This is a genomic window from Variovorax sp. 05T418 (assembly GCF_056396385.1).
In genome coordinates, this window is sequence record NZ_JBFTLJ010000001.1 from 402,908 (window position 1) to 425,844 (window position 22,937).

A 22,937-nucleotide genomic window follows, 5' to 3' on the forward strand; every position below is an offset into this window, starting at 1 on the left:
GGGACCTTCAGGGGGCACTGGCTGCCGCAAGGGCGCGGCCGCGGACCATGTCTTCGATTGCGCGCAGCACATCGGCCGGCTCTGCGCGCTTCCGGATGTCCTCCTCGATGTGGGCGAAACGGATGCGGCCATCCTCATCGATCACATAGGTCGCCGGAACCGGCAACACCCACAGGCCGTTGCCGTTCAGGACGGGAATGTCGGTGCCCACCGAGCCGTAGAAGCTGACGAGCTCGGGCGGGAGCGTGAAGGCCAGCTCGAAGCCGCTGGCGGCTTCGAGGTTGGAATCGCTGAGCACGGTGAACGTGAACTGGTTGTCCTCGGCCGTACGCATCGAATGGTCGGGCGTCTGCGGCGAGATCGCCAGGAGCGTGGCGCCGAGCCGCGCCAGGTCGTCCGCCCGCTGGTGCCAGGCCCGCAGCTGGAGGCTGCAGTAGCCGCACCAGCCGCCGCGGTAGAACACCAGCACGAGCGGGCCCTTGCGCCATTCGTCCGACAGTCGGACCAGGCGGCCGGCACCGTCCGGCAGGGTCGCGTCGGGCGCAAGGTCGCCGGCGCGCTTGGCACGGGCGGCGATGCCCGTGGCGTCGAACACCGCATCGGCGGCGCTGTCAGACGAGCTTGTGGTCGACATAGCACCATCTCCAGGATTCGCCGGGCTCCGCGGACTGAATGACCGCATGGCCGGTTTCGTGGAAGTGGCCGGTCGCGTGCTTTCCCTGCGAGGAGTCGCAACATCCGACGTGGCCGCAACTGAGGCACATGCGCAGGTGGACCCAGCGGCCGCCGGAACGCAGGCATTCCTCGCAACCTGTGGTGGTTGGCGTGACCGGGCGGACCTGCTCCAGGTGGGGGCAGCCGGCGGTCATGCGCACACCTTTGCATGCAAGGGGGTGAGGGGGGCGGAATTTTTCATGGCGTTTGCAGGTTGTGTATCTACAGATCGAGCCGGATCGCGCCATTGCTGACATAGCGCGAGAAATTCTCGAAGGGAATGGCCGCCTGGCCGCGGTAGTTTTCGTCCCGCCAGCTGAAGACCGTGTCCATCCGCGAGACCTCGATCTCCACGAGGCCCCGGCGCACTTCGAGCTCGGCGCCGTCGCCTTCGCTGTACTCCACCAGCCCGACCACTTCGGCGTTCAGCGTGGTGGCCAGGTTGTCGCGGATCCGTTCGTTCAGGCGCATCAATTGATCGGGCGCGCTGTGCGCGCGCTCGGTGCGCGGCGCCAGCCCTTCCTCCATCACGAGGGCCGCATGCACGCCCTCGTCGGCATGCATCCGGCGAACGAAGGCCGTCAGGTTCTCGAAGCCGTGCAGCCCGACCTTCGTGCCGATGGCCCAGCGCAGCATCACGAAGTGGTACGCGTCGGCAATGGAGCGCCGGCCCGTGAGCCATTCGCGGCCTTCGAGCTGCGCATCGAGCCGCCCAAGGTACTCGCGCACGTGGCCGCGTGCCGTGGCGGCCAGCTGCGCCGCCAGGCCGCCGTCCGGCAGGTAGCGCTCGGGAAAGAAGATCGGCCTGAACGCCTTGTGCACATCGGAGTTCAGGAAGCCGAGCCAGCGCATCACCTCCGCCCGCGCGCGCGGCGAACCGTCGCCCGCCAGTTGCAGCTGCGGATGCAGGTCCGCGAGGTAGCCGAGGATGGCGACGTTCTCGCTCAGCGTGAAGTCGCCGTGCACGAGCAGCGGCACCACGCCGGCCGGGTTGAGCGCCAGGTACTCCGGCATCTTGATGCTGCGGCGGTCCATGCGCACCGCCTCGTAGGGCTGGCCGGACCACTCGAGCACGATGTGGTCGGCCAGTGCGCTGGCTCCGGGCATGTAGAAGAGTTTCATGGCAGAGGTCCTGTGTACTTGTGCCGGCCCCCTGTTGCAGGAAGCAAGGGATGCCTTCCACCCGCCGCGTCGCCGTGTTGCTGGTCGGATTTACGCGGGGACACCGCGCCGACGTGAGTCTGTCCCGTGCACGAACGGGTGGAAAGTGCACGCCTCATTACAGCCGCCTCGGCGATCTGACACCCGTCATCTTCGTTGCGGCGGGTGGAATGCAACCGGTGGGTTATTTCACTGGAATGAAGAACTCGGCACCCTTGTTCTTCACGAGCATGACGACGAACTTCGCAGGCTTGGTCTTGCTCGCGTTGCGGCCGACGGTGTGGATGTCGTCGGGGCCTTCGTAGAAGGTGTCGCCGGCCTTCAGCGTCACTTCCTTGCCGCCCTTCACGCCCATCACGATCGAGCCTTCGAGCACGTAGACGTAGCTGTGGGCGTCGTGGCGATGCACCGGATCGACGGCGCCCGGCGGATAGTCCACCGTGATCATCAGCACTTCCTTGCCGGGGATGTCCTTCATCTCCTGGGTCATCAGCGGCGTCACCTTGGCGTTCTTGGGCGTGCCGTGCGAGGCGGCGTTCTGGGCCGTTGCTGCGCCCGCGGCGAACAGCAGTGTCAGTCCGATGCTTCTTGCAATCTTGATCATGGTCTTGCCTTCTTTGATGCGATGGATGAATCGTAGGATCGGGTGGCACGGCGCGGTAGGCCTGTGCGATGGATCACGGTGTTGTCCGCAAGGCACCAATCGCGCGTTGGCTGTGCGGCCCGCGTTCAGGCCGGTGGCTCGCCTTCCACAGGCTCGAAGCGCGCTCCGCCTTCGAGCGTGCGGTGAACGGGGCATCGCTGCGCCATGTCGAGCAGCTGTGTGCGTTGCGCCTCCGTGATGGCGCCGTCGATCGACACCCGCCGGCTGAAGACGTCGGGCGGGGAGATTGCCTTGTCCTTGCGGTGGTTGACCGCGGTGCGGATGCGCGTGACCGGCCAGCCCTTGCTGTCGGCGTAGTGGCGCAGCGTCATGGTCGTGCAGGCGGCGAGCGCGGACGACAGCAGGTTGTAGGGTGTCGGGCCCGAACCGAGCCCGCCCACCGTCTCGGGTTCGTCCGCGAGCCAGCGCGAGCCGCCCGAGCGCAGCGCGAGCTGGAATTTTCCGAGGCCCGTTTCTTCTGCCTCGGCATCCGCCGCCACCGGGCGGCCAGCGGCGGGCTCGGGCAGGTAGCGGTCCGCCCAGGTTGCGATGAGGCGCGCGACCTGTTCGGCGTCCTCGCGCTTCGACAGCAGGTGGTCCGCATCGTCGAGCGAGACGAAGCTCTTGGGGTGCCTCGCTGCCAGAAAGATGCGCGTGGCGTTCTCGATGTCGACCGTGCGGTCCTGCGGCGCATGGAGCAGCAGCAGCGGCCGGTGCAGGGCCGCGATGCGCGCCCCCGGGTCATGCGTGCGCAGGTCGTCCACAAAGGCCTTGCCGACCGCCATCGGCCGCCCGACCACCTGGACCAGCGCCTGTTCCTCGGTCTGGAGGCGCGCAAGACCCGCGGGGTCCAGCAGGTGCAGCACCTGCGCCACATCGAACGGCGCGGCAATGGTCGCGATGGCGTGCGCGCCCGCAATGCGGTCCGCCGCAGCGAGCATGGCGGAGCCGCCGAGGCTGTGGCCGATGAGCAGGCGGGGCGGCATACCGGCGGCCTCCATGGCGCTGGCGGCCGACACCAGGTCCTGCACGTTCAGCGAGAAGCTCGCGTCGGCGAAATTCCCTTCGCTGCCGCCCAGCCCGGTGAAGTCGAAGCGCAGCACCCCGATCCCCACGCTGGCCAGCGTCCGCGCGATGCGTACGGCCGCGAGGTTGTTCTTGCCGCAGGTGAAGCAGTGCGCGAACAACGCCCAACCCCGCGGGATGCCCTCCGGCATTTCAAGGCTGCCCGACAGGCGGTGTCCGTTCCGGTTGAGGAATTCGAAGGGGCGGGTGGGCACGGGGCGTGTTCCTGGCGCTCAGGCTTCGAGCACGGTCGAGTCGCGCCAGCACAGCGCCGAGAGCACGGCGCCTTCGCCGTCGATCTCGAACTCTTCGGGCAGCGGCCCGTCGATGCGTTCCAGTTGCACGGCGTCCGCCAGCCGCTCGCGCAGGTCGCGCGCCCATCGGCTGCCGTGGGCCATCCAGGCGGGGCTGATCTCGTCGCCGTCTGGCGAGGGTTCCAGCAGCACGATGACGCGCAGCATGGGCTCGTCCACCGCGCGGATCGCCCACAGGCGCCGCACGGCGGGCTGTTCTGCGTACCAGCGGGCGAGTGCGCTCGACGTGGCGCAGCCCGGTGGGGTGGCTTCGAGGGAAGAGGCCAGCGAGAGTCTCATGGCGTACCCCGGCTTACTGTGGCATGCTGCGCTCGGCGTCCAGCGCGGCTTGCACGCCGGCGTCGGCGTCCATCATCCGGGCGAAGCGCGCGAGGTTGTCCAGGCCCTGCATGTCGACCTTCTTGGCCGCCGACCAGCGCGAGAGCACGAACAGGTACGGGTCCGCGATGGACCGTTCGCCGGTCAGCCAGTCGCGCCCCTCGAGCTGGCCGTCCAGCCGCGCGAGGTATTCGCGCACATGGCCGCGCGCGTTGTCCGCAAGGACGGGCGCCATCGCCGCGTCTTTCAGGAAGCGCTGCGGCGTGAAGATCGGCTTGAACGCCTTGTGCACGTCCGAGTTGAGAAAGCCCAGCCAGCGCATGACCTCGGCGCGCGCTCGCGGCGAGCCGTCGCCCAGCAGGCGCGCCTCGGGGTACAGGTCGGCCAGGTAGCCGAGGATGGCGACGTTCTCGGTGAGCGAGAGATCGCCGTGCGCCAGCAGCGGCACCGTGCCGCCCGGATTGATGGCAAGGTAGTCGGGCGACTTGATGCTGTCCAGGCTCATGCGAACCGGCTCGTGGTCGGCGCCGATCCACTGGAGAACGATCAGGTCGGCGAGGGAGCAGGCGCCGGGCATGTGATAGAGCTTCATGAGAGATTCCGTTGGATTGATGCGGCGATGCTAGGCAGGCGTGCGCATCGGCGGTAGGCATGCGCCGGGGCGCACCGTGTTGCCGCGGGCGCACCAATCGCGGGGCGGCGCGCCGATGCATTGGTGCGCGCAGGGCAACACCGCGGTCACGCCCTGGCACCTACCGCCGCCGGCGGGGCGCTCCTACGATCCCCGGCGAACCCGACACCTGGAGCACACATGCCATCGACCGAACATGGCGAATCCGACGACGCCGCCGGCCTCCTGCGCCATTCACTGGCCGATGTGCACGGACCGGCCCACCGACAGCCCAAGCACGCACATCGCCAGGCACAGCACCAGGCAGGCGGCCAGCGGCATCGTCCAGTTGCCCGCGGCTTCGTGCAGGAAGCCGACCAAGGTCGGGCCGACCGCCGCCAGCAGGTAGCCGATGCATTGCGACATGCTCGAGAGCGACGCGGCGAGCTGCTGGCTGCCCGCTCGCAGTCCGACGAAGGCCAGGCTCAGGATCAGCGCCGATCCCATGCCCATGCCGAAGGCGAAGATCCACAGCGGCGTCAATGCGGGCAGGGCCAGCAGGCCCGCCAGGCCACAGGCACTGAGTGCGGGCGACGCGAAGGCGATCCAGCGCTGGTCGGGCATGCGGTGCAGCAGCGGCATCAGCAGCAGCGCAGGCACGGCCCCCGCCAGCTGCATCCACCCATGCAGCGTGCCGGCGCGCGCGCTCGAGAAGCCGGCCTCCTGGAGGATCGAAGGCAGCCAGGCAATCGCCGCGAAGTAGATGAAGCAGGTGAGGCCCAGGTAGCCCGCCACCTGCCAGGCCAGCGAGGCCTTCCACACCGACGGCCCCCGCGCACCCGTGGCAAGGCCGGGTGCCGAAACGGTGCGAAAGCGCAGTTGCGGCAACCACAGCAACGCAGCGACGAGCGGCAGCACGGCCACCGTGCCCAGCGAGGCGGGCCACCCGGCACCCAGCGCATGGTCCAGCGGCACGGCCACGGCCGATGCGATGCCGGCGGCGGCGATCATCGACAGTGCATAGCAGGCCGTGAGCTTCGCCACATGGCGAGGAAAGTCCCTTTTGAGCAAGCTGGGCAGCAGCACGTTGGCGACGGCGATCGCCCCGCCGATCACGCAGGTGCCCGCGAAAAGTGCCGACACCGTTCCGGCCGAGCGCACGCCGATGCCGGCGACCAGCAGCGCCAGCGACGCGAAGAGCACGCGCTCCAGGCCGAACCGGTGCGCCAGTGGCGCCGCCAGCGGCGACACCAGGGCGAACGCGAGGAGCGGCAGGGTGGTCAGCAGGCCGGCTTGCGAGGCGTTGAGCGCAAAGCTTTCGCGCACGGGTTCGAGCAGGGGCCCGAGCGTGGTGATCGGTGCCCTGAGGCTGGCTGCGATGAGCAGGATGCCGGCGATGAGGAGCGCGGCGCGGGGCGAGGAATCTGCCGTTTGTGAGGAATGCATGGAGGTCCGAAGTAATGCGCAATGCCACCGATGAATCTAGTGGCGATGCGCGGATTCGAATGCCTGCAGGCCGACTGAATATGCGCAAATCCGGTCAAGATGAACGCCTGGGCACGCATCGCCAAGGCGCCTGGACCTTCGAATTCGACAAGATGGAGGCGCGCGTTGCCGCCGTGCGGATTCGCACCGAGGCGCTCGCGGAGGGATTGCCGGCGCACCAGCATCCGCAGGGGCAGCTGGCGATGGTGTTGCGCGGCACCGTGACCTGTGAAGTGCCGGGTGCGCTGTGGATGGCACCGCTGCACGGTGGCTTGTGGATCCCCGGGGGCGTGCCCCACAGCCTGCGCGTTTCGGCGGAGGGGAATGTCTGCTTTCTGTTCGTGGAAGATGCCGCCGCGGCCATGCCGCAGACCTGCTGCTCGTTGAGCGTCAGCCCCTTGCTGCGCGAGCTCATTCTTTACCTGGCCGCCTTGCCCGAGGGTGCGCAGCGCGAGCCGCAGGCGCTGCGGCTGCATGCCGTGCTGCTGGACCAGCTGGCGCGCATGCCGACCGAAGCCATGCACCTGCCGGTGTCGGAGGAGCCGCGCCTGCGCCGCCTGATCGATGCGCTCATGCGCGACCCGGCGGACCGCACCACCGCAGCGCAGTGGGCCTCGCGCCTGGCCATGAGCGAGCGGACCCTGACCCGCCTCGTGCAGCTCGAAACGGGCATGTCCTTCGGCCGCTGGAGCCAGCGCCTGCGGCTGATCGTGGCGCTGCAGTGGCTCACGTCGGGCCTTTCGGTGCAGCAGGTGGCCCATGGCCTGGGCTACGACTCGGTGAGCGCCTTCATCGCCATGTTCAGGAAGGCCATGGGCCAGCCGCCCGCGCGTTATCTTGCGCGGCGCCGCTAGAACCTGCGCGCGTACCGCAGCTGAATGAAGTTCTCGCCGGGGTTCGGGTGCTTGATGCCGGCGTTCGAGAAATGCTCGAGGCGCAACGCGATCTCGTGCTGCCGTTGCGCGCCGAAGCTGCGGCCGACCGCCAGGTGGGTGCTGAAGTTGAAGCTCGTCGAAAAGCTCTTCTGCCGGGTCCTGTAGACCGACGAGCTGGCGGTCACCCCCACCCCGGTTTCGAAGAACCACGGCGAAGCGCCATCCGCGGGGCGATAGCGCAGCACGGGAATCAACGCGAACTGCGACAGGTGCGAAAGCCCTGCCCGGTCCGTCGACTGGATCTGCCAGTACGCGTAGGAGGCTTCCAGATAGCTGCGGAGCTCGCCCGGGCCCAGCTGCCATCGGTAGGGCAGGTCCCAGGTCAGCCCCGCGGTCAGCGTGCGGGTCCCGTGCGCCGAGCCGAACTGGGTGAAGAAAGAGGAGGGTGGGTGCAACGGCGTGTCGGCGCGCGCCACCTGCGAAATGCAGGCGCCGATGCCGAGAAGGACCAGGGCCGCGCCATGTCGCTTGCGGCGCAGTTGCGGCAGCCGGAGGTCGAGGCGGAAAGTTCGATCGGACATTTGATTTGCGGATGCATCGAGCGGCAAGGGCCTCGCGGCGGCGTCGAATGCATGAAAGGCTCAGAGGTTCAGGGGCGATGCATGCCGGCCGATGGCGGGACCGGGCCCACGGTGAATGCAAGCGCGGCATCGACGGGCGCAGCCGCCGGCGCATCTGCGGGCGTCTCGAAGCGCCCGCCAAGGCGATTGCCGGCCGGGTCTTCGAGGGTGCCGCGCGCGATGAGCCGGTATTCGCCTGCGCGCCATGGGGCATGCGGCGTGAACGTCCAGGTGCGCTCGCCGTCTTTCAGCCGGGCCTGGCCACTCACGCGCCGGCCCTGCGGGTCCGCGATTGCGATGTAGTCGGCGTCCCGGCCATCGATGGCGCCGTCCAGCGTCACGACCAGCGCCTGCCTCGATGCGGCGCGCACGGGCGACAGGCGCCATGCCGACACCGCCGGACCGCTCGTGTCCGCGGGCCCGACGCGCCAGTGCTGGATGGGACGGCCGTCCAACGTCAAGCTCACATCGTCCCCGTCGACCAGGATCGGCCCGAGGAGCTCATGCGCGTTCAGGCCCGTCTTGACGCGGCCTGGATGCATCAGCACGGTCAGGATCCGGCCGTCGGGCGACCAGAGTTCCTGCTCGAGAAACGGTTGCACGAGCGGCTTTCCGTCGGGGCGCAGCAGCGCGAGCCTTGGCAGCACCGGGCCTTCGATCCGCGCCGCGAACTCGATGGACAGGCGCAGCAGGTTGGCCGGCACCTGGCCGGCGGACGGCTGGACGCGCACCCTTTGCGCAGCCGCGAGGGATGGCGTGGGTGGCGCGGCGTGCGAGGCGCCCAGCGCCACGGCGAGCGCCGCGGCGCCGCACGGTCGGCAAAGACGCACGGCTTACTCCGACGCCTTGATCAGGTCCGGGAAGCCTTCGTCCTTCAGCAGCATGTCCTGCCGGGGCTTGATGTTCTGCAGCTGGAAGTTGTCGCCCTTGAAGCTGTATTCCGCGAAGGCGTATTCCGAGACATGGTCGGTCAGCCGGAAGCTCAGTTCCTTGCCGATGGACACGAGCTGCAGCGCGTCTTTCTCGAGCCGGCGGCGCACGACCACGAACGATTTGTCGTCCAGGTTGTCCAGCCGCAGCGTGCCGGCCAGCGGCGCCTGCATCACCTCGACGCCCGCGAGCTGCCCGAAGGGCACCTGCTTGTCCATGCCGGGCCGGGAACCCGTGGCCTCCAGCTGCGCCACGGGAATGACGTTGGACGCGCGGTCGAAATTGGCCAGCAGCAGGAAGTCTTCGGTCTTGCCCTGCTCGGTGCGCGAGTAGGAGACCATGTCCGCCGGCGTGTTGCCGTAGCCGAGTTCGGCGACGGTCTTGCCGCGGATATGCGCACCGTCCTTCAGGTCGTCCAGCGGGATCGTCACGAGCGGCGTGCAGGTGTAGGCGGCCACCAGGTAGCTCTTGCCGCCCCAGCTCGCGAAGCTCATCGCGCGGATCGGGGCGCGGGTCTCGACCAGGTTGTGGCCCGCGTGGTAGATCTCCACCGAGGTGATCGACTGCTTCGCGTCGAAGGGGTACTTCACGCGGCGCAGCGTCGAGGCGAAGTCCTGGTTGGAGAGGCCGGCCACGAAGAGTTCGCCTTCGCGCCACTTCATGTCGGTGACGGTGAAGCTGCGCTCGGGCGTCTCTTTCCAGAAGCTGTAGTCCGAGGTGGGTGCGTCGCGCAGCGCGACCGACGTCGAGGCCGCCGCCTTCAGGTCGACGCGGCGCGCCTTCTTGTCGCTGGTGACCAGGATGAGCGCCGGCGTCTTCGCGGCGCCGTAGCTCACAGCCACGTACACCTGCGCGGTGCCGGGCCGCACGACCATGTCCTCGACCGTGACCTTGGCGCCGCCCACCTGGGCCGAGAGCAGGCTCTCCAGGTCGAGGATGTTGAACGCCGTGCCCGCCGGCTGCTGCTGCGCCACCGGCAGCGAGATCGCGTGGACGCGGGCGGCTTTCCAGTCGGCAACGAACAATACGCTGCCGGGGCCCGCGGCAAGGCGCGAGATGGACTTCACATCCGCCGCGGCGGCGTTGAGGGAAGCGCCGAGGCCGCAGGCCAGGGCGATGGTGATGGTGCGCAGACGCATGGGGGTTCCTTGAAGGGTGGGATGGACCCCATCGATCCTAGGAACGGCCGGCCCTCGGCGGTAGGCATGCGCGAGGGACCACGGCGTTGTCTGCAAGGCACCAATGCGTTCTCGGCCAGGCGCTCTTCAAAGACTCGGCAGGGGCTTACCAGAGGCTCTCGAGCAGCGCGTCGAGCTTGAGGCTCGCGTTGTTGCCCAGGTCGGCCACTTCGTTGGGATAGTTCTTCTTCAGCAGCCGGGCCACCTCCGGCAGCTTTGCCTTGTCGAGGTCGAAGGCGCCGATGCGGTCCGGCAGGCCGAGCGCGCTGACCACGCCCGCGATCCGGTCGGCCAGCTGCGTGGCGGCATCCGCCTGCGCCGTGCGTGCACCGAAGATCTCGAGCTTGTCGCCGTAAAAATCCGCACAGGCGCGAATGACGGGCGCCAGTGTGATGCAGGAGGTCGCGCTGTGCGGCAGGCCGAAGGTGCCGCCCAGGATGTGGCCGATGCGGTGGCTGAGGCCATAGATGACCGAGGCCGGCGAGAAGTAGCACTGCCAGGCCGCCAGCTGCAGCTGCAGCAGGTCGTCGGATGTCACCAGCGCCTTGTCCAGCGCCTCGCGCGTCGCCATGGCGGGCGGCCACTTCTGCAGCACCTTCAAGAATCGCTCCAGGCCGCTGGCCGCCATGATCGCGTGCGGGTGCTCCTTCGTCACCTTGCGCATGCCCTCCACCGCATGGTCCATGCCCTTGATGGCGGAGGACAGCAGCAGCGCGCGCGGCGTGTCGAACACGAGCACGGGGTCGATCACGACCACCTTGGGCACCGTCTCGCGCACCGCGTAGCTGCGCTTGAATTTCTCCGGACCGTCCGTCTCGGTGATGCCGAAGTAGTGGGAGAACTCGGAGCCCGACAGCGTTGTCGGCAAGGCCGCGATGGGCAGGTAGCGCCCGGTCTTCTCATGGTGCAGGTGCGACACCGCCTTGGCCGCGTCGAGCACCGATCCGCCCCCCAGCGCCACGATCGACTCGGCCTCGGCGTGAAGGCAGGCGTCGAGGCCGCCTTGCACCGCCACGTCGGGCACATGCGCCGGCAATTCCATGAAGCTGCCCACCGACTGCTTCAGGTTGGGCCGCACGCAATCCTGGTAGAGCTTTGTCAGCGGCTCGACGGTGAACGTCATCGGCCGATGGATGCCATGGTCGCCGAGCCGTGCCACGGCGCCTTGCAGGATGTGCTGGCCCCAGAAAATGCCGTCTTGCGGCAAGCAATTCAAGTGATTCATCTCGATCGGCCTTGTGGAAGTCAGGGCCGACAAGATAGGTCCTCCACCCGCCGCTCACAAGCCGCTCTTTGCCAGACACAGCGTCCATGTCCGTGGACGACGCCGCTGCGCCCGGCGCACGCTTCACTCGAAGCTGCGGGGATGGTCGAATGCCGTGACCACCGGCATTTCCACAGCGAGAAAATCGACCAGCGAACGCACCGCGGGCAGCAGGCCGGTGCGAAACGGAATCAGCGCCGAGATGCGCGCATCGGCCGCCGACCAGTCGGGCAGCAGTTGCTGCAGGGTCCCGTCCCGGAGCTCCGACCTGCAGATGTAGCCCGGAAGCGCAGCGATGCCCAGGCTGGCGCAGGCCGCCTCCTTCAGCGCGACCATGTTGTTGCTCTGGAAGCGCGGGTCGATGGGCATGGCGAGCTCTTCGCCGTGCGGCCCTTTCAGCTGCCACTGCAACGGACCATTGCGCACCATCGCAACGCTCGCGTGCTGGCCAAGGTCCGCGGGGCTCTCGGGCACACCGCTTTGCGCGAGGTACCCCGGGCTTGCGAACAGGTACCAGGGAACATCGGCCAGCGCGCGCTGCACCAGCGTGGAGTTCTGGAGCGATCCCGTGTGCCCGCGTATCGCCAGATCGAAGCCTTCGCCCACCATGTCCACGTAGCGGTCGGTCGCGATCTCGACGATGCGCACCTTGGGATACCGGTTCAGGAAGACGGGAAGAATCTCGCGCAGCGCGAACTGCGCAATCTCCACGGCCGTGGTCAGCCGGATCACGCCGCTGGGTTCGGCCAGGCGCTGGCGCACCGCCTCCTCGGCCACGTCGGAGCTGTGCAGCATCGCGACCGCATACTGGTAGAACTCCTTGCCGATGTCGGTCATGCCGAACTGGCGGGACGTTCGGTTGAGCAGGCGCACGCCCAGGTAACTCTCGAGCTCCTGGACGCGATGGCTCAGCGTCGACTTCGGCAGGCGAAGCGCCGACCCGGCGGCCGTGAAGCCTCCGCGGTCGACGACTTGGACGAAATAGAAGACATCCTTCAGGTCCAGCATCGCAATCCTGGTGAGAGAGCAGGGAGGCCGCCCGGCATACGCAGCGACAGCGCTGCCGCCGAGGATAGCGCTGCGGCTCCCCGTTCGCTATCCCGGTCTCAGGCGGCTTCCGGCACCGGCTGCGCCACGCGCAGCGACCGCGCCACCGTGGCGACGCGCCGGCCCTGGTAGGTCGCGACGGCCAGGTCCTCGGCGCCGGGCATCACCGAATCGCGGTTGGAGACGTGGGTCGCACCGTAGGGCGTGCCCGCCGCGAACATGGCCGGATCGGCATAGCCGAGCGGCACGATGATCAGGCCCAGGTGCGCCATCGGGCCGTAGAGCGACAGCAGCGTCGCCTCGTTGCCGCCGTGCCTGGAAGAGGTCGAGCCGAACACCGAGCCGGCCTTGCCGTTGAGCTTGCCCTGGAACCAGAGGCCGCCGAGCGAATCGATGTAGGCCTTGAGCTCGGCGGCAATGGAGCCGAAGCGCGTCGGCGTGCCGAAGACGATGGCGTCGGCCCAATCGGCGTCCGCCTCGGTCGGGGCTTCGTACTTGGCGTTCATCTCGCTGGCCCGCTCGGACCACTCGGGCACCTGGCGCATGACCTCGGGTGCGACGAACTCCCGCGCGCGGCGAAGGCGCACTTCCGCGCCTTCGGCCATGGCGCCTTGGGCGACGGCCTTGGCAAGAAGCTCGGTGGAGCTGTTGCGGGAATAGAAAGCGATGAGGACCTTGGGTTTGGACATGGGTTGGCCTGTGTTGGAGAAAAAAAGGTGGAAGGTGTCTTGCGTGCCGTCAGACGGCAATGGGCTCCAGGCGCGCAAGCAGTTCGTCCTTGCGCTCGCGCAGCCATGGCGGCAGCTGGAACTCGGCGCCGAAGTGGCCGGGTTCTTCGTCGATGGCAAAGCCGATGTCGGTGGTGGCCGCCTCGAACATCACGCCGCCCGGCATCTTGAAATACATCGAGCGGAAGTAGTTGCGGTTGACCGATTCGGAGGTGTCGATGTGGCCCATCGACATCAGCTTTTCCTTGATCTGCATCTGCTGCTCGACGTTGTCCACCGCGAAGGCCACATGGTGGATCGTGCCCTCGCCGTAGATCGACGAGCCCTGCAGGCGGTCCGGCTCGTGCACGAACTCGACGATGGTGCCGGGCTTGCCGTCGGCGGCTTCGAAGCGGTGGTGCGGGCCGGACTGGCCGGCATAGTGGAAGTCCAGCGCCTCCTTCATGAAGATGATGGATTCATCGACCTCGCGCAGCGACAGCGTGATGCTGTGCACGCCCCGGATCGCGAACTCCGCCGGAATGTCGTGCGCAATGCAGGGCGGACGCGTGTCGTTGCCGGAGGCCACCAGGTCGAATTCGATGCCGCAGGGGTGCTGGAAGCGTTGGCGCTGCTCGCCGAAGCGCTCGACCACGGCCTTGTCGAAGACCACGCCGCGGGCGCCGAAGCGTTCGCGCCAGAAATCCAGCGACCCCGTGGGAACCGAGTAGTTGATGACCTTGATCTGGCCCGAGCCGCGGCGCCCCTTCACGCCTTTCTGCTTGAAGGGGAACGAGGTGACCAGCGTGCCGGCATCGCCCTCAGCATTGCCGTAGTAGAGGTGGTAGACCGGCTCGTCGCCGTCCAGCAGAACGGTTTTCTTGACCAGGCTCTGGCCCAGCAGCTTCACGTAGAAATCCACGTCTTCCTGTGCGCCGCTGACGCACGCGGTCAGATGGTGAAAGCCTTTGATGATCGACATGTGAGTACCCTTGTATGGATGTGGTTGGTGGTTATTGGGCGAACGACGCGAATTGCTCGACCGGCGTTTTCTCCAGGGCCATGCGGTTCTCCGGCATGCCGTTGTTGGCCCAGCCCATCGACATGCCGGCAATCACCATCTCGTCCTGGGGAATGCCGAGTTCCGCGCGCAGCACGTGGTGCTGCAGCGACCAGATCTGCTGCGGGCAGGTGTCCAGGCCGCGGCCCTTGGCGGCCAGCATGACGTTCTGCAGGAAGCAGCCGTAGCAGAGAAAGCTGGCCCATTCGAGGCGGCGGTCCATCGTGAAGATGATCCCGACCGGCGCATCGAAGAACAGGAACTGGCGCTCCACGTCGCGCAGGCGGCCGGCCTTGTCGCTGCGGTGCACGCCTTGCGCATCGCCGAGCTGGCCGCGGAAGGTGTTGAAGCGCGTGCCGTACGGTTCGTGCAGCGGCTGGGGAAAGAAGGGGTATTCCGGCGCCAGCGTGGCATGGTTGGCGCGGAACTCCGCCACGGCAGCCCGGGTGACGCGGTCGCGCGTTTCGCCGGTCACCACATAGCAGCGCCAGGGCTGCGTGTTGCTCGAGCTGGGCGCATGGCTCGCGGTCGACAGGATGTCTTTCACCGTGTCGATGGGAACGGGGCGATCGAGAAAGCCGCGCTTGCTGCGTCGATCCCGGATGAGGTTATCGATGAAAGGTGCCGCATTCATTTCCAGAATCTCCATCAGTAGGTTGGCTGACACGGTTGTCTCTTGAAGTCTTGTTATTGGGTTCACGCGATCTCGTGAACGCTGGGGAAATCGTAGGGAGGCGGCTGGCGCCTGAGAAGCCGTTGCTTCTTGCACGCACGGTCCGGAAATCGCGAACGATCGGGTGTTTCATTTCCCCTGCCGGGCCATGTGCGGGCACGCGGGCGGCGGGTCACCGATGAAGGTGCGCGCCGACCAGAGCTCGGGAAAAGGAATCTCGTCCATCGTGGGCACGAGCCACGCAACGCCTTCGGTGCCGAAGTAGGCCGGCCGTGCACCGAAGGTTCGCCGCGTCGCCATCAGGTGGCGGAATTTCCAGTTGCAGAAGCCCTCGGCGATGTCGGCCAGGGTCTCGCCGAGCTGCTGGAGCTCGATGTTCGCGTTGGGGTCGGCGTAGATCTGGCGCCAGACCTCTTCGACCTCCTTGCGGGGCGTGTAGGGCGCGGCCAGGTCGCGCGCCAGCAATTCGGCCGGCACGCCCAGCCCCCGGCGCCGGAGGAAGGCGAGCACGTCGTCGTACAGGCTGGGTTCGGCCAGCGCCTTGTTGAGCTGTTCCCAGCGATGGGGCTGGGGCTCGAAATGCTGCAGGTGCTCGGCCTGCTTGATGCCCAGCAGATAGACCATCTGCCGGTAGGTCCAGCCTTGCAGCGCCGTGTCCTTGCCGTGCGTGGCGACCGCGCGTGAAAGGATCGCGAGCAGGTCGTTCGGCGTCATCCAGTCGATCGAGCGCCAGATGGCGTCCAGCGGCGCATGGTGCGCAACGACGCGCTGCAACGTGCGCCAGGCCTGCGGGAGGTCGTCGGCCCGCAGGAACGCCTGGGCCGACTGGATCTCCTTGATGATGAGCATCCAGTAGAGCTCGGACACCTGCACATGCACGATCCAGGCGTGCTCGCCCGGGTGGTCGCTGACGGTACGCTGCAGCGAGTGCAAGGTGTCGGTCTGCATCCATGCGCTGTAGGGTGTCTGGCCGGACGCGGGGCGTTCGATGGCCGCAAGGGTGGGGGTGTTGCTCATGGTGTGCTCCTGGTGGTGGGGGGATGCGTCGATGTGCCGGTGTGCATGAGGCCTTCGATCTGCTGTGCGATCTGCAGCAGGGCGCCGTCGCGGCCAGGCTTCGCCACGATCTGCAGCCCGGCGGGCAGGCGGCCGTCGCGGGCGGCAAGGGGAATCGAGATGGCCGGGAACCCCGCGACGTTGAAAGGCGCCGTGTAGGTCATCAGCGCCTCGCGCACGGTGCCCGACCAATGGCCGATATCGATCGATGCCTGATTCACCTGCGGCGCGGTGCAGGGGCAGGTCGGCAGCACGAGGTAGTCGAGCTGCGACATGGCGCGATGCAGCCGGGCGGTGAAGTCGCGCCGCGCCTGCTGCGCGCGCGCGTAGTCGCCCAGCGTGATGCTCTTGGCGCGCTCGAGCCGCTCGATGGTTTCGCGGCCGTAGTGGGTAGCGATGCGATCGGTGGCGTTGCGGCGGAAGTGCTCGACGCCGCCCTCGGTGAGGACGATGTGCGCAAAGGCCTCGAAGACGCCGTCGAACAGTCCGGGCGCATCGACGGTCGTGCACGCAAGGAATTCTCCGAGCTTCGCAACCGCGGTGTCGAACGCGGATGCGACTTCGGCGCTCGGCGGCACGGGCGCGATCTCGCGCACCACCCCGAGGCGCGCAGATGGAGAAGCGGCGTGCTGCGGCATTTCGATGTGGAATGCGCCCGCCAGCAGCGCGACGTCGTCGACCGTCGCGCCAAGAAAGCCCGGGTGGTCCAGCGTCGGTGCCAGTGCAAAGATGCCGCGCGTGGGCAGTGCGCCGAAGCTCGGCTTGAAGCCGACGACCCCGCACAGCGCGGCCGGGATCCGCACCGATCCGCCGGTGTCCGTGCCAAGGCCGGCCGCCACGGCGCCACAGGCAATCGCCGCGGCCGCGCCGCCGCTGGAGCCGCCGGGAATGCGTGTGCGGTCCAGCGGGTTCAAGGTGTCGCCGAAGGTGGCGCTGGCCGTGGTCACGCCCCATGCGAATTCATGCGTGGCCGTCTTGCCGACGGGAATGGCGCCGCGCTCGATCAGCGCGCGCACCACGTCGGCGTCGGCGTCCGGAAGGTGCCCCAGGTAGGCGGCCGAGCCGTAGCTGGTTTCGATGCCTTGGGTGTCGATCAGGTCCTTGACGCCGATGGCCAGCCCTTCCAGCGGCCGTTGCCGGCCTTGCGCATAGCGCCTGTCGCTTTCTGCCGCGGCGGCCAGCGCGCCGTCCCGGTCGATGGCGGCGAAGGCGCGCAGGTCGCGCTTGCTGGCCTGTGCGGCCTCGAGTGCCTGCTCGATCAGGGCCACGGCCGTGATGCGCCGGGCGGCCAGGGCGTCGAGCGCGTGGCGCAGGCTGGATGCGGAAGGGGCCACGGGAGATGGCGGGCAATCGGCGTTCAAGGTTTTTCTCCGGGCTCGGAAAGCCATGGGGCGGCCGCACCCGCCATCACGGCGTGACGGGTGAGGAAACGAGAGTGGAAGGCGCAGCCGCTTCGCTGCGCCGCGCGGGACCTCAGGCGGGAACTTCGGACCGGCAGTCCGCCATGGCATCCATGTAGCGGGAATGCGGCATCGAATCGAGCGACGCCTGGATCGCTTCCTTGCACAGGGAAGGCCGCCTGGCCAGCGCATCGGCATAGCGCGCGACATGGGGAAGCGCATCCCACATCGACCCCAGGCCGAGATAGTTCAGGCGCACCAGGTTGACGCCCCAGAACGCATCGGCCAGGGAGAAGGCGTTTCCGTTCAGGCAGGCGAACGAACCTGCGGCCAGGTCGCGCTCCAGGCCGATCAGCAGTTGCCTCGTCTGCTCGCGCGCGGCGCGTTGGAAGGCCGGATCGCGGCACACTTTCTTGCCGCCGCTTTCCTTCACGATCTTGGCGCGGTAGGCCGCCACCAGCTCGGGCTCGCCGGCGTTGTCGGCAATCAGGCGCTCCAGCGCCATGACCTTGTAGTCGTAGACCGTCTGCATCGAAGCCTTGAGCGCTTCGGGCCGCAGATCCGCATCCGGATGAAAGCCGTAGAGCAGCGCGCCGTTCGCAATCCTGTCGACGATGCCGACCTGGCGCATCACCTCGGCGCGCGCATCGGGTGCATCGGGAACGAGCTGGACCGGCGCGCGCGATACGCTGTCGAGGTAGATGCAGATGCGCTGCGAATCGGCGAGCACGCGGCCGGTGTCGTAGTCGACGAGCAATGGCACCACGCAGGGATCGAAGCCTTCCGTTTCGACCGATGTCCGTCCGCTGTAGCCGCTGACGTATTCGCTGTGGAGCTCGCGCGCGGCAACCAGGCGCAGGCGGATGTAGGCGGGGCTGTAGTGTTCGGCCGCCACCAATCCGTCGCTTTCCATGGTGCTCAGGATCCGCATGTCGTTGGAGCGGTACGAGAACGCCTTCTCGTGCAGCACCGTGCGCACCTTCTGCGAGCACAGCGAGCTTGCCGCATGGAAGAGCTCGAAGCGGGGTTCCGAACGGCCGCCCACGATGGTGGCGCGGGCGGGGTCCGCCAGGGTGGCACGCGCGGCGGCGGCCATTTGGATCAGGGAGGCACGACTCGTCATCACATTCCTCATCTGCCTGCGCGGCAGGCACACCAGCCAACAATCAATGAGCGGTTTTGCGTTCGATCCGGTTCAGGAAGAACGCAGGCAAATCGTAGGGAGGCGAGGGGTGGTTGAGAAGGCGTCGGACCTTGTACGCACGGTCCCGGAATGCCGAACGATAAAGGGAGCGGCTCAGCGGCGGGCGGCCTGGCCGTCTTCGGGAATCAGCGGCACCCAGCCGCGCTGGCCGTGCACGCGCACCAGCCACTCGCGGATGCCGGCAAAGCGCGCCATGTCGTAGCCGCCCTGGCCGGCCAGCGAAACGTAGGCCGAGAGTGCGAGGTCGGCCACGGTGTAGTGATCGCCGACGAGCCATGCATGGCCGAGCAGCCACTGCTCCAGCTTTTCGAGGCCTGCGTACCCCTCGGCCTGGAGCCGCTCGATGTCCTGCTGCCTTTCATGCGCAAGGCCGTGCAAGTGGAGCACGCGCGGGACGGCAATGGCCTTCTGGAGGTCGGCCTGCTCGAAGAAGAGCCAGCCCGTGACTTCCGCTCGCGGATACGGATCGTCGGGAAGGTAGGGCGTGCCTTGGGCAAGATGCAGCAGGATCGCGCCCGATTCGACGATGGGGCGCCCATCGTCGAGCACGAGCACCGGCACGCGTGAGAAACGGCTGATCTGGCGAAACGCGGATTCGCGCGTCTCGCCTTTCTGCAGGTCGAGCGTGACGCGGTCGTACGCCAGGCCCAGCTGGCTCAGCAGGATGCGGATCTTCCACGAGTTGCCCGACAGGCGGCTGTCATAGAGACGCAGCATGGTTGACTCCATCAAGTGGTGGCCCGCGAAGGCCGTCCGCGGATTTTCGCTGGAGAAAGCCGTTGCCGCTACCGAGGCGCCGGAAAGTTCAGCGCGGCTGCAGATGAAGGGCCAGGAAGGCTGCGGTCCTGCCGTTGGCCAGGGCCGCCGCTTCGGCGTCGTAGGCGATGCCGCGGTGCCGTGCAAAGGCGTGGCCGCGATCCGGGTAGCTGTAGACCTGCACCTGCGGGCGCCCCTTCAAGGCAGCCGATATCTCCCGTTGTGCGTCGGCCGGGATGTATTCGTCTTTTTCCGCGAGGTGAACGATCAGCGGGCTGGCGATCTGGTCCGCTTCCCGGAGGTACTTGTCGGCGTTGCCGGGGTAGTAGGCCACCACTGCGTCGGGGCCCACGCGTGCGGCCGTGAGGAAGGCCAGCAGGCCGCCGAGGCAGTAGCCGACCACTCCGACTTTGCTCGTGGCGTCCGGCATGGCACGGGCGACCTGCAGGGCGGCGGCGATGTCGTTCACACCGGCATCGAGATCGAAGGCGTTGTACAGCGCCAGGGCCCGCGCGCGTTCCGCTTCCGTGCGGTCGGTGAGGTCGACGCCCGGCGCGATTCGCCAGAACAGGTCGGGGCAGATGGCCAGATAGCCTTGCGCCGCGAGTTCGTCGCAGGACTGGCGCATGTCGGCATTGACTCCGAAGACTTCGTGAATGACGACGATGGCTGGCGCGGGAAGTTTCTGCGGACGGGCGACGTACGCGGTGAAGCTGCCGCGGGTGGTGGTGACTTGCAGCGGGTCGTGCATTGCTTTTCCTTGGATGCCTGCTCAGGCGCTGAGCCAGAGCGCGACGTTGCGCACGTACTGCTTCGTGGAGCGAAGCGCTTCGGAGAAGCGGATGATTCCATCGCCGGCCGGTTCCGCCACGAAGGAAGGACAACCGGCCGAAGGGTCCCAGTTGTAGTCGGCGAAATGATGAAAGGTCGACTGCGCGATGGCCCGACCACCGTGCTCGGAGCGCTCGAACGCGACCGCGATGTTGTAGCGCCTGCCGGACACCGAGCTCTGCCCTTCCATGACGACGCGGCAACTCGAATCGCCGGGCGGTACGCCGACCGTGCCTTCATGCGGATGCGCGGGCAGGTACTGGATCACACCCGTGGCCGAGCGCCTGTCGCGCATCACCGGGTGAATGCTGCCGACCGATCGGATGCGCTGGTAGTCGCCGTTCGCGCCCGAGTGGTAGTTGGGCCACGAGATGGCTCCCGAGAACGGGTTGTCGACGCATTGGCGATTCGTATCGGGCTCGCAGTTGCGGCTGTGGAAGTGATGCGCGGCGCCGACGCCGCTCAGGTTGCATATCGAACTGCCCAAGTCCATGTGGTCGCGCGTGACCATGAGGCCGCCGCCGCGACGGCGGAATCGGCTGATGCTTGCGCAATCTTCCGGTGTCAGGCCGTCGCCGGTGTCGACGGCAAAGAGCCAGAGCTGGTCGAAGTCCGATTCATCCAGCGTCGACAGCACGGGGTCGGGAGCCGCGCGCGGCGCGCGGTCGCGGGCGGTCACCCGGAAGGCGGGCCGACCGTCGTCGTCCTGCAGCTGCGAGAGAAACGAACTCAGGCGACTGAAGCGCGCAATGTTCCAGTCGTCCGGGTCTCCTTCGATGGTGGTTTGCAGCAATAGATTCAGCATGGTGCAAGTTCGAGGTCGGTCAGTCGTGTGCGTGGTTCAGCTCTTGAGGAAGGTGAGCAGGTCCGCATTGATCTTGTCCTGCATCGTGGCGGTGAGCCCGTGCGGCGCACCGGGGTAGTAGATCGCCCTGGCGCCCTTGATCAGCTGCACGGACTTCTTCGCCGAGTCGTGGATGGGCACGATCTGGTCGTCCTCGCCGTGCATGACCAGGGTGGGCACGTCGATCTTCTTCAGGTCTTCGGTGAAGTCGGTTTCGGAGAAGGCCTTGATGCACTCGTAGGAGTTCTTCTGCCCGCATTGCATGCTCCAGAGCCAGAACTGGTCCAGGATGCCCTGCGACACCTTCGCGCCCGGGCGGTTGGCGCCGAAGAACGGGATGGCGAACTCCTTGTAGAACTGCGAGCGGTCGCCGGCGACCCCGGCGCGAAGACCGTCGAACACTTCGATCGCCAGGCCTTCGGGATTCGCCGCGGACTTGAGCATGACCGGCGGCACTGCGCCGATGAGCACAGCCTTGACCACGCGCTTGCTGCCGTGGCGCCCGATGTAGCGCGCCACCTCGCCGCCGCCGGTGGAGTGGCCGACCATCGTGACCTTCTTCAGGTCGAGCGCCTCAAACAGAACCGCGAGGTCGTCGGCATAGCCGTTCATGTCGTTGCCCGACGAAGACTGGCTCGAGCGGCCGTGCCCGCGTCGGTCGTGCGCGATGACGCGAAAGCCGTTGCGCGCCAGGAAGAGCATCTGTCCGTCCCATGCGTCGGCGTTGAGCGGCCAGCCGTGGGAGAAGGTGACGACGGGACCTTCGCCCCAGTCCTTGTAGTAGATCTGCGTGCCGTCGGGGGTGGTGATGGTGCTGCCAGTCCTCGAGGGGCTCGGAGTTTGGGTCGGCCGGATGCGGGTTGCTGCGCCGGCTGCGTCCTGCATGCCGAAAGCGAGGGTGCCGGTGGCGACGGCAGCGCCAGTCGCAATCAGGTGTCGGCGCGAAGGATTCTGTGTGGTCTTCATGGTTTCCTGCGGTTGAAATTGAAACGTCGGACCACGGTGCGCGAGCGCTGCGTCAGAGCCCGTGGAACGATTGAAATGCTAGGTTCGTCGAAGGCGAGGGGGTAGGCCTGCGCAGGGACTCACGCTGTTGTCGCCTCGGCACCAATCCCGGCGTCGGCGTGCAGCTTCGGGCTGAGGTCGGTGAGGCAGTCCAGGTCGGCGGCCCGGATCTTCGAGGTCATGAAGTCGATGAACACGCGCATGCGCGAAGGCAGGTGCTGCCGGCTCAGGTAGCAGATGTAGTGACCGCTGTCGTCGGGTGCGTACTGTGTCAGGCACGGGACCAGCGCACCCATTCTCAGCGCCTCGCAGGCTAGGTAGCCCGGCAGCTGGGCGATGCCGTGGCCGTCGAGCACGGCCTGCAGCACCAGGTCCGCGTCGTTGTAGGTGAGCTTGGCCTGTGGCACGAGCTTGCGTGGATGGCCCCCGACCTTGAACTCCCACTCGAAGATGCGACCGGATGAAAAGCGGAAGTTGATGCACTCGTGCTGGGCCAGGGCTTCCATGCTGTCGGGCAGTCCGTGGGCCACTTGGTAGGCGGGGGAGGCGCACAGCAGCAGCTGCATCGGGATGATCTGCTTGGCGATGATCTGGGCGTCTTCCATGCGGCCGTTGCGAAACGCGATGTCGACACGGTCGGAGGTGAAGTCGGTCGGCTTGTCGTTCAGCAACAGGTCGATGGTGACCTCTGGGTAGGTCGCGCGAAATTCGCCCAGCAGGGGCGCGACGACCCGGCGGCCGAACCCGACTGCGGCGTTGATGCGCAGATGCCCGCGGGGCGGGCCTTGCCGCAGGTCACGCATTTCTTCCACGGCCTGGACGATCCGGTCGACCCCGGTGTGGCAATTGGCGTAGAAGAGGTCGCCTTCGCGCGTGAGCGTGGTGCTTCGCGTGGTGCGCAGGAAGAGCCGGACGTTCAGCTGGTCTTCCAGCTTCTGGACGCTGCGGCTCACGGCCGAGCGACCGATGCCCAGCCGGTCGGCGGCCCGTGCGAAGCTGCCTTCCGTGACGACGGCGATGAAGGCGACCACCCCGGCATAGCTGGTGGCGAAGCTGGAGGCCAGCGGATCCGCGCGTGGCGCGGGGGGGATGGAAGAGGGCGAAGGGAGGGCAGAGGTTGTCATGAGTCGGCTTCTCGGTTCGAGGGATCGGGAGTCCCGGATCCCCCATGAAAGCG

General features: G+C 67.5%; 25 protein-coding genes. 1 reads left to right on the forward strand and 24 read right to left on the reverse strand.

The window, feature by feature from the left end:
- Window positions 1–7 precede the first annotated feature (7 nt).
- From AC1DMS_RS02025 to AC1DMS_RS02060, 8 genes are all read right to left on the reverse strand, one after another.
- Window positions 8–634 carry a peroxiredoxin-like family protein gene (locus AC1DMS_RS02025; protein WP_015865490.1) on the reverse strand — a complete coding sequence of 209 codons (627 nt, stop codon included), beginning with the start codon at window positions 632–634 and terminating at the stop codon, window positions 8–10.
- Complete coding sequence (locus AC1DMS_RS02030; protein ID WP_015865489.1) at window positions 612–869, reverse strand: UBP-type zinc finger domain-containing protein; 258 nt, start codon at window positions 867–869, stop codon at window positions 612–614. Before AC1DMS_RS02030 ends, AC1DMS_RS02025 begins: the two co-directional genes overlap by 23 nt.
- A gap of 67 nt (window positions 870–936) precedes the next feature.
- Entirely contained in the window at window positions 937–1,836 is a 900-nt protein-coding gene (locus tag AC1DMS_RS02035) for a glutathione S-transferase family protein (protein ID WP_015865488.1), read from the reverse strand.
- Window positions 1,837–2,059: 223 nt separating this feature from the next.
- Window positions 2,060–2,479, reverse strand: coding sequence for a cupin domain-containing protein (locus AC1DMS_RS02040; protein WP_015865487.1), 420 nt, complete (start codon window positions 2,477–2,479; stop codon window positions 2,060–2,062).
- Window positions 2,480–2,604: 125 nt separating this feature from the next.
- Entirely contained in the window at window positions 2,605–3,798 is a 1,194-nt protein-coding gene (locus AC1DMS_RS02045; RefSeq protein ID WP_015865486.1) for a bifunctional alpha/beta hydrolase/OsmC family protein, read from the reverse strand.
- Between the two features lie 18 nt (window positions 3,799–3,816).
- Window positions 3,817–4,176, reverse strand: coding sequence for a hypothetical protein (locus AC1DMS_RS02050; RefSeq protein ID WP_015865485.1), 360 nt, complete (start codon window positions 4,174–4,176; stop codon window positions 3,817–3,819).
- Between the two features lie 13 nt (window positions 4,177–4,189).
- Window positions 4,190–4,807: a glutathione S-transferase family protein gene (locus AC1DMS_RS02055; RefSeq protein ID WP_015865484.1), complete on the reverse strand. Its 618-nt coding sequence runs from the start codon at window positions 4,805–4,807 to the stop codon at window positions 4,190–4,192.
- A 273-nt stretch (window positions 4,808–5,080) separates the two neighbouring features.
- Complete coding sequence (locus AC1DMS_RS02060; protein ID WP_015865483.1) at window positions 5,081–6,271, reverse strand: MFS transporter; 1,191 nt, start codon at window positions 6,269–6,271, stop codon at window positions 5,081–5,083.
- A gap of 80 nt (window positions 6,272–6,351) precedes the next feature.
- On the opposite strand from AC1DMS_RS02060, the gene AC1DMS_RS02065 reads away from it, so the two are divergent.
- Window positions 6,352–7,164, forward strand: a complete 813-nt coding sequence (locus tag AC1DMS_RS02065; protein WP_041945771.1) for an AraC family transcriptional regulator — start codon at window positions 6,352–6,354, stop codon at window positions 7,162–7,164.
- Here AC1DMS_RS02065 and AC1DMS_RS02070 read toward each other — a convergent pair.
- The 16 genes from AC1DMS_RS02070 to AC1DMS_RS02145 all read right to left on the reverse strand — a co-directional run bounded on the left by AC1DMS_RS02070 (window position 7,161) and on the right by AC1DMS_RS02145 (window position 22,884).
- Complete coding sequence (locus AC1DMS_RS02070; RefSeq protein WP_015865481.1) at window positions 7,161–7,766, reverse strand: acyloxyacyl hydrolase; 606 nt, start codon at window positions 7,764–7,766, stop codon at window positions 7,161–7,163. The two genes, AC1DMS_RS02065 and AC1DMS_RS02070, sit on opposite strands and share 4 nt — an antisense overlap.
- Before the next feature lie 68 nt (window positions 7,767–7,834).
- On the reverse strand, window positions 7,835–8,635 hold the full coding sequence (locus AC1DMS_RS02075) for a hypothetical protein (RefSeq protein ID WP_015865480.1): 801 nt from the start codon (window positions 8,633–8,635) through the stop codon (window positions 7,835–7,837).
- 3 nt (window positions 8,636–8,638) lie between these two features.
- A complete protein-coding gene (locus AC1DMS_RS02080; protein WP_015865479.1) occupies window positions 8,639–9,874 on the reverse strand; it encodes a hypothetical protein in 1,236 nt (411 codons plus the stop codon).
- 145 nt (window positions 9,875–10,019) lie between these two features.
- Window positions 10,020–11,138 (reverse strand): iron-containing alcohol dehydrogenase, encoded by a 1,119-nt coding sequence (locus AC1DMS_RS02085; RefSeq protein WP_015865478.1) that lies wholly within the window; start codon window positions 11,136–11,138, stop codon window positions 10,020–10,022.
- A gap of 123 nt (window positions 11,139–11,261) precedes the next feature.
- Entirely contained in the window at window positions 11,262–12,185 is a 924-nt protein-coding gene (locus tag AC1DMS_RS02090; RefSeq protein ID WP_015865477.1) for a LysR substrate-binding domain-containing protein, read from the reverse strand.
- 98 nt (window positions 12,186–12,283) lie between these two features.
- The gene (wrbA, locus tag AC1DMS_RS02095; RefSeq protein WP_015865476.1) at window positions 12,284–12,913 is read right to left on the reverse strand and encodes an NAD(P)H:quinone oxidoreductase; all 630 of its coding nucleotides are present in this window, start codon (window positions 12,911–12,913) and stop codon (window positions 12,284–12,286) included.
- 49 nt (window positions 12,914–12,962) lie between these two features.
- Window positions 12,963–13,913 carry a ring-cleaving dioxygenase gene (locus AC1DMS_RS02100; RefSeq protein WP_015865475.1) on the reverse strand — a complete coding sequence of 317 codons (951 nt, stop codon included), beginning with the start codon at window positions 13,911–13,913 and terminating at the stop codon, window positions 12,963–12,965.
- A gap of 31 nt (window positions 13,914–13,944) precedes the next feature.
- Complete coding sequence (locus tag AC1DMS_RS02105) at window positions 13,945–14,625, reverse strand: nitroreductase (protein WP_026283982.1); 681 nt, start codon at window positions 14,623–14,625, stop codon at window positions 13,945–13,947.
- A 168-nt stretch (window positions 14,626–14,793) separates the two neighbouring features.
- Entirely contained in the window at window positions 14,794–15,681 is an 888-nt protein-coding gene (locus tag AC1DMS_RS02110) for a tryptophan 2,3-dioxygenase (RefSeq protein ID WP_015865473.1), read from the reverse strand.
- Complete coding sequence (locus AC1DMS_RS02115) at window positions 15,678–17,081, reverse strand: amidase (RefSeq protein ID WP_015865472.1); 1,404 nt, start codon at window positions 17,079–17,081, stop codon at window positions 15,678–15,680. The genes AC1DMS_RS02110 and AC1DMS_RS02115 overlap by 4 nt, the downstream gene beginning before the upstream one ends.
- Window positions 17,082–17,193: 112 nt before the next feature.
- Entirely contained in the window at window positions 17,194–18,216 is a 1,023-nt protein-coding gene (locus AC1DMS_RS02120) for a glutathione S-transferase family protein (RefSeq protein ID WP_150106916.1), read from the reverse strand.
- Between the two features lie 201 nt (window positions 18,217–18,417).
- Complete coding sequence (locus AC1DMS_RS02125) at window positions 18,418–19,041, reverse strand: glutathione S-transferase family protein (RefSeq protein ID WP_015865470.1); 624 nt, start codon at window positions 19,039–19,041, stop codon at window positions 18,418–18,420.
- 88 nt (window positions 19,042–19,129) lie between these two features.
- Window positions 19,130–19,831: a dienelactone hydrolase family protein gene (locus AC1DMS_RS02130; RefSeq protein ID WP_015865469.1), complete on the reverse strand. Its 702-nt coding sequence runs from the start codon at window positions 19,829–19,831 to the stop codon at window positions 19,130–19,132.
- Window positions 19,832–19,852: 21 nt separating this feature from the next.
- Window positions 19,853–20,716: a hypothetical protein gene (locus tag AC1DMS_RS02135; protein WP_015865468.1), complete on the reverse strand. Its 864-nt coding sequence runs from the start codon at window positions 20,714–20,716 to the stop codon at window positions 19,853–19,855.
- A gap of 36 nt (window positions 20,717–20,752) precedes the next feature.
- Window positions 20,753–21,721: an alpha/beta fold hydrolase gene (locus tag AC1DMS_RS02140; RefSeq protein ID WP_015865467.1), complete on the reverse strand. Its 969-nt coding sequence runs from the start codon at window positions 21,719–21,721 to the stop codon at window positions 20,753–20,755.
- A gap of 119 nt (window positions 21,722–21,840) precedes the next feature.
- On the reverse strand, window positions 21,841–22,884 hold the full coding sequence (locus tag AC1DMS_RS02145; RefSeq protein ID WP_015865466.1) for a LysR family transcriptional regulator: 1,044 nt from the start codon (window positions 22,882–22,884) through the stop codon (window positions 21,841–21,843).
- Window positions 22,885–22,937 lie beyond the last annotated feature (53 nt).

Coding starts and splice junctions, on each gene's coding strand:
- AC1DMS_RS02120 (WP_150106916.1), bottom strand. CDS start 18,216: ATGGCCGCCGCCGCGCGTGCCACCCTGGCGGACCCCGCCCGCGCCACC.
- AC1DMS_RS02070 (WP_015865481.1), bottom strand. CDS start 7,766: ATGTCCGATCGAACTTTCCGCCTCGACCTCCGGCTGCCGCAACTGCGC.
- AC1DMS_RS02100 (WP_015865475.1), bottom strand. CDS start 13,913: ATGTCGATCATCAAAGGCTTTCACCATCTGACCGCGTGCGTCAGCGGC.
- AC1DMS_RS02040 (WP_015865487.1), bottom strand. CDS start 2,479: ATGATCAAGATTGCAAGAAGCATCGGACTGACACTGCTGTTCGCCGCG.
- AC1DMS_RS02065 (WP_041945771.1), top strand. CDS start 6,352: ATGCGCAAATCCGGTCAAGATGAACGCCTGGGCACGCATCGCCAAGGC.
- AC1DMS_RS02025 (WP_015865490.1), bottom strand. CDS start 634: ATGTCGACCACAAGCTCGTCTGACAGCGCCGCCGATGCGGTGTTCGAC.
- AC1DMS_RS02130 (WP_015865469.1), bottom strand. CDS start 19,831: ATGCACGACCCGCTGCAAGTCACCACCACCCGCGGCAGCTTCACCGCG.
- AC1DMS_RS02105 (WP_026283982.1), bottom strand. CDS start 14,625: ATGAATGCGGCACCTTTCATCGATAACCTCATCCGGGATCGACGCAGC.
- AC1DMS_RS02035 (WP_015865488.1), bottom strand. CDS start 1,836: ATGAAACTCTTCTACATGCCCGGAGCCAGCGCACTGGCCGACCACATC.
- AC1DMS_RS02030 (WP_015865489.1), bottom strand. CDS start 869: ATGACCGCCGGCTGCCCCCACCTGGAGCAGGTCCGCCCGGTCACGCCA.
- AC1DMS_RS02125 (WP_015865470.1), bottom strand. CDS start 19,041: ATGCTGCGTCTCTATGACAGCCGCCTGTCGGGCAACTCGTGGAAGATC.
- AC1DMS_RS02085 (WP_015865478.1), bottom strand. CDS start 11,138: ATGAATCACTTGAATTGCTTGCCGCAAGACGGCATTTTCTGGGGCCAG.
- AC1DMS_RS02050 (WP_015865485.1), bottom strand. CDS start 4,176: ATGAGACTCTCGCTGGCCTCTTCCCTCGAAGCCACCCCACCGGGCTGC.
- AC1DMS_RS02135 (WP_015865468.1), bottom strand. CDS start 20,716: ATGCTGAATCTATTGCTGCAAACCACCATCGAAGGAGACCCGGACGAC.
- AC1DMS_RS02090 (WP_015865477.1), bottom strand. CDS start 12,185: ATGCTGGACCTGAAGGATGTCTTCTATTTCGTCCAAGTCGTCGACCGC.
- AC1DMS_RS02055 (WP_015865484.1), bottom strand. CDS start 4,807: ATGAAGCTCTATCACATGCCCGGCGCCTGCTCCCTCGCCGACCTGATC.
- AC1DMS_RS02080 (WP_015865479.1), bottom strand. CDS start 9,874: ATGCGTCTGCGCACCATCACCATCGCCCTGGCCTGCGGCCTCGGCGCT.
- AC1DMS_RS02145 (WP_015865466.1), bottom strand. CDS start 22,884: ATGACAACCTCTGCCCTCCCTTCGCCCTCTTCCATCCCCCCCGCGCCA.
- AC1DMS_RS02110 (WP_015865473.1), bottom strand. CDS start 15,681: ATGAGCAACACCCCCACCCTTGCGGCCATCGAACGCCCCGCGTCCGGC.
- wrbA (WP_015865476.1), bottom strand. CDS start 12,913: ATGTCCAAACCCAAGGTCCTCATCGCTTTCTATTCCCGCAACAGCTCC.
- AC1DMS_RS02140 (WP_015865467.1), bottom strand. CDS start 21,721: ATGAAGACCACACAGAATCCTTCGCGCCGACACCTGATTGCGACTGGC.
- AC1DMS_RS02060 (WP_015865483.1), bottom strand. CDS start 6,271: ATGCATTCCTCACAAACGGCAGATTCCTCGCCCCGCGCCGCGCTCCTC.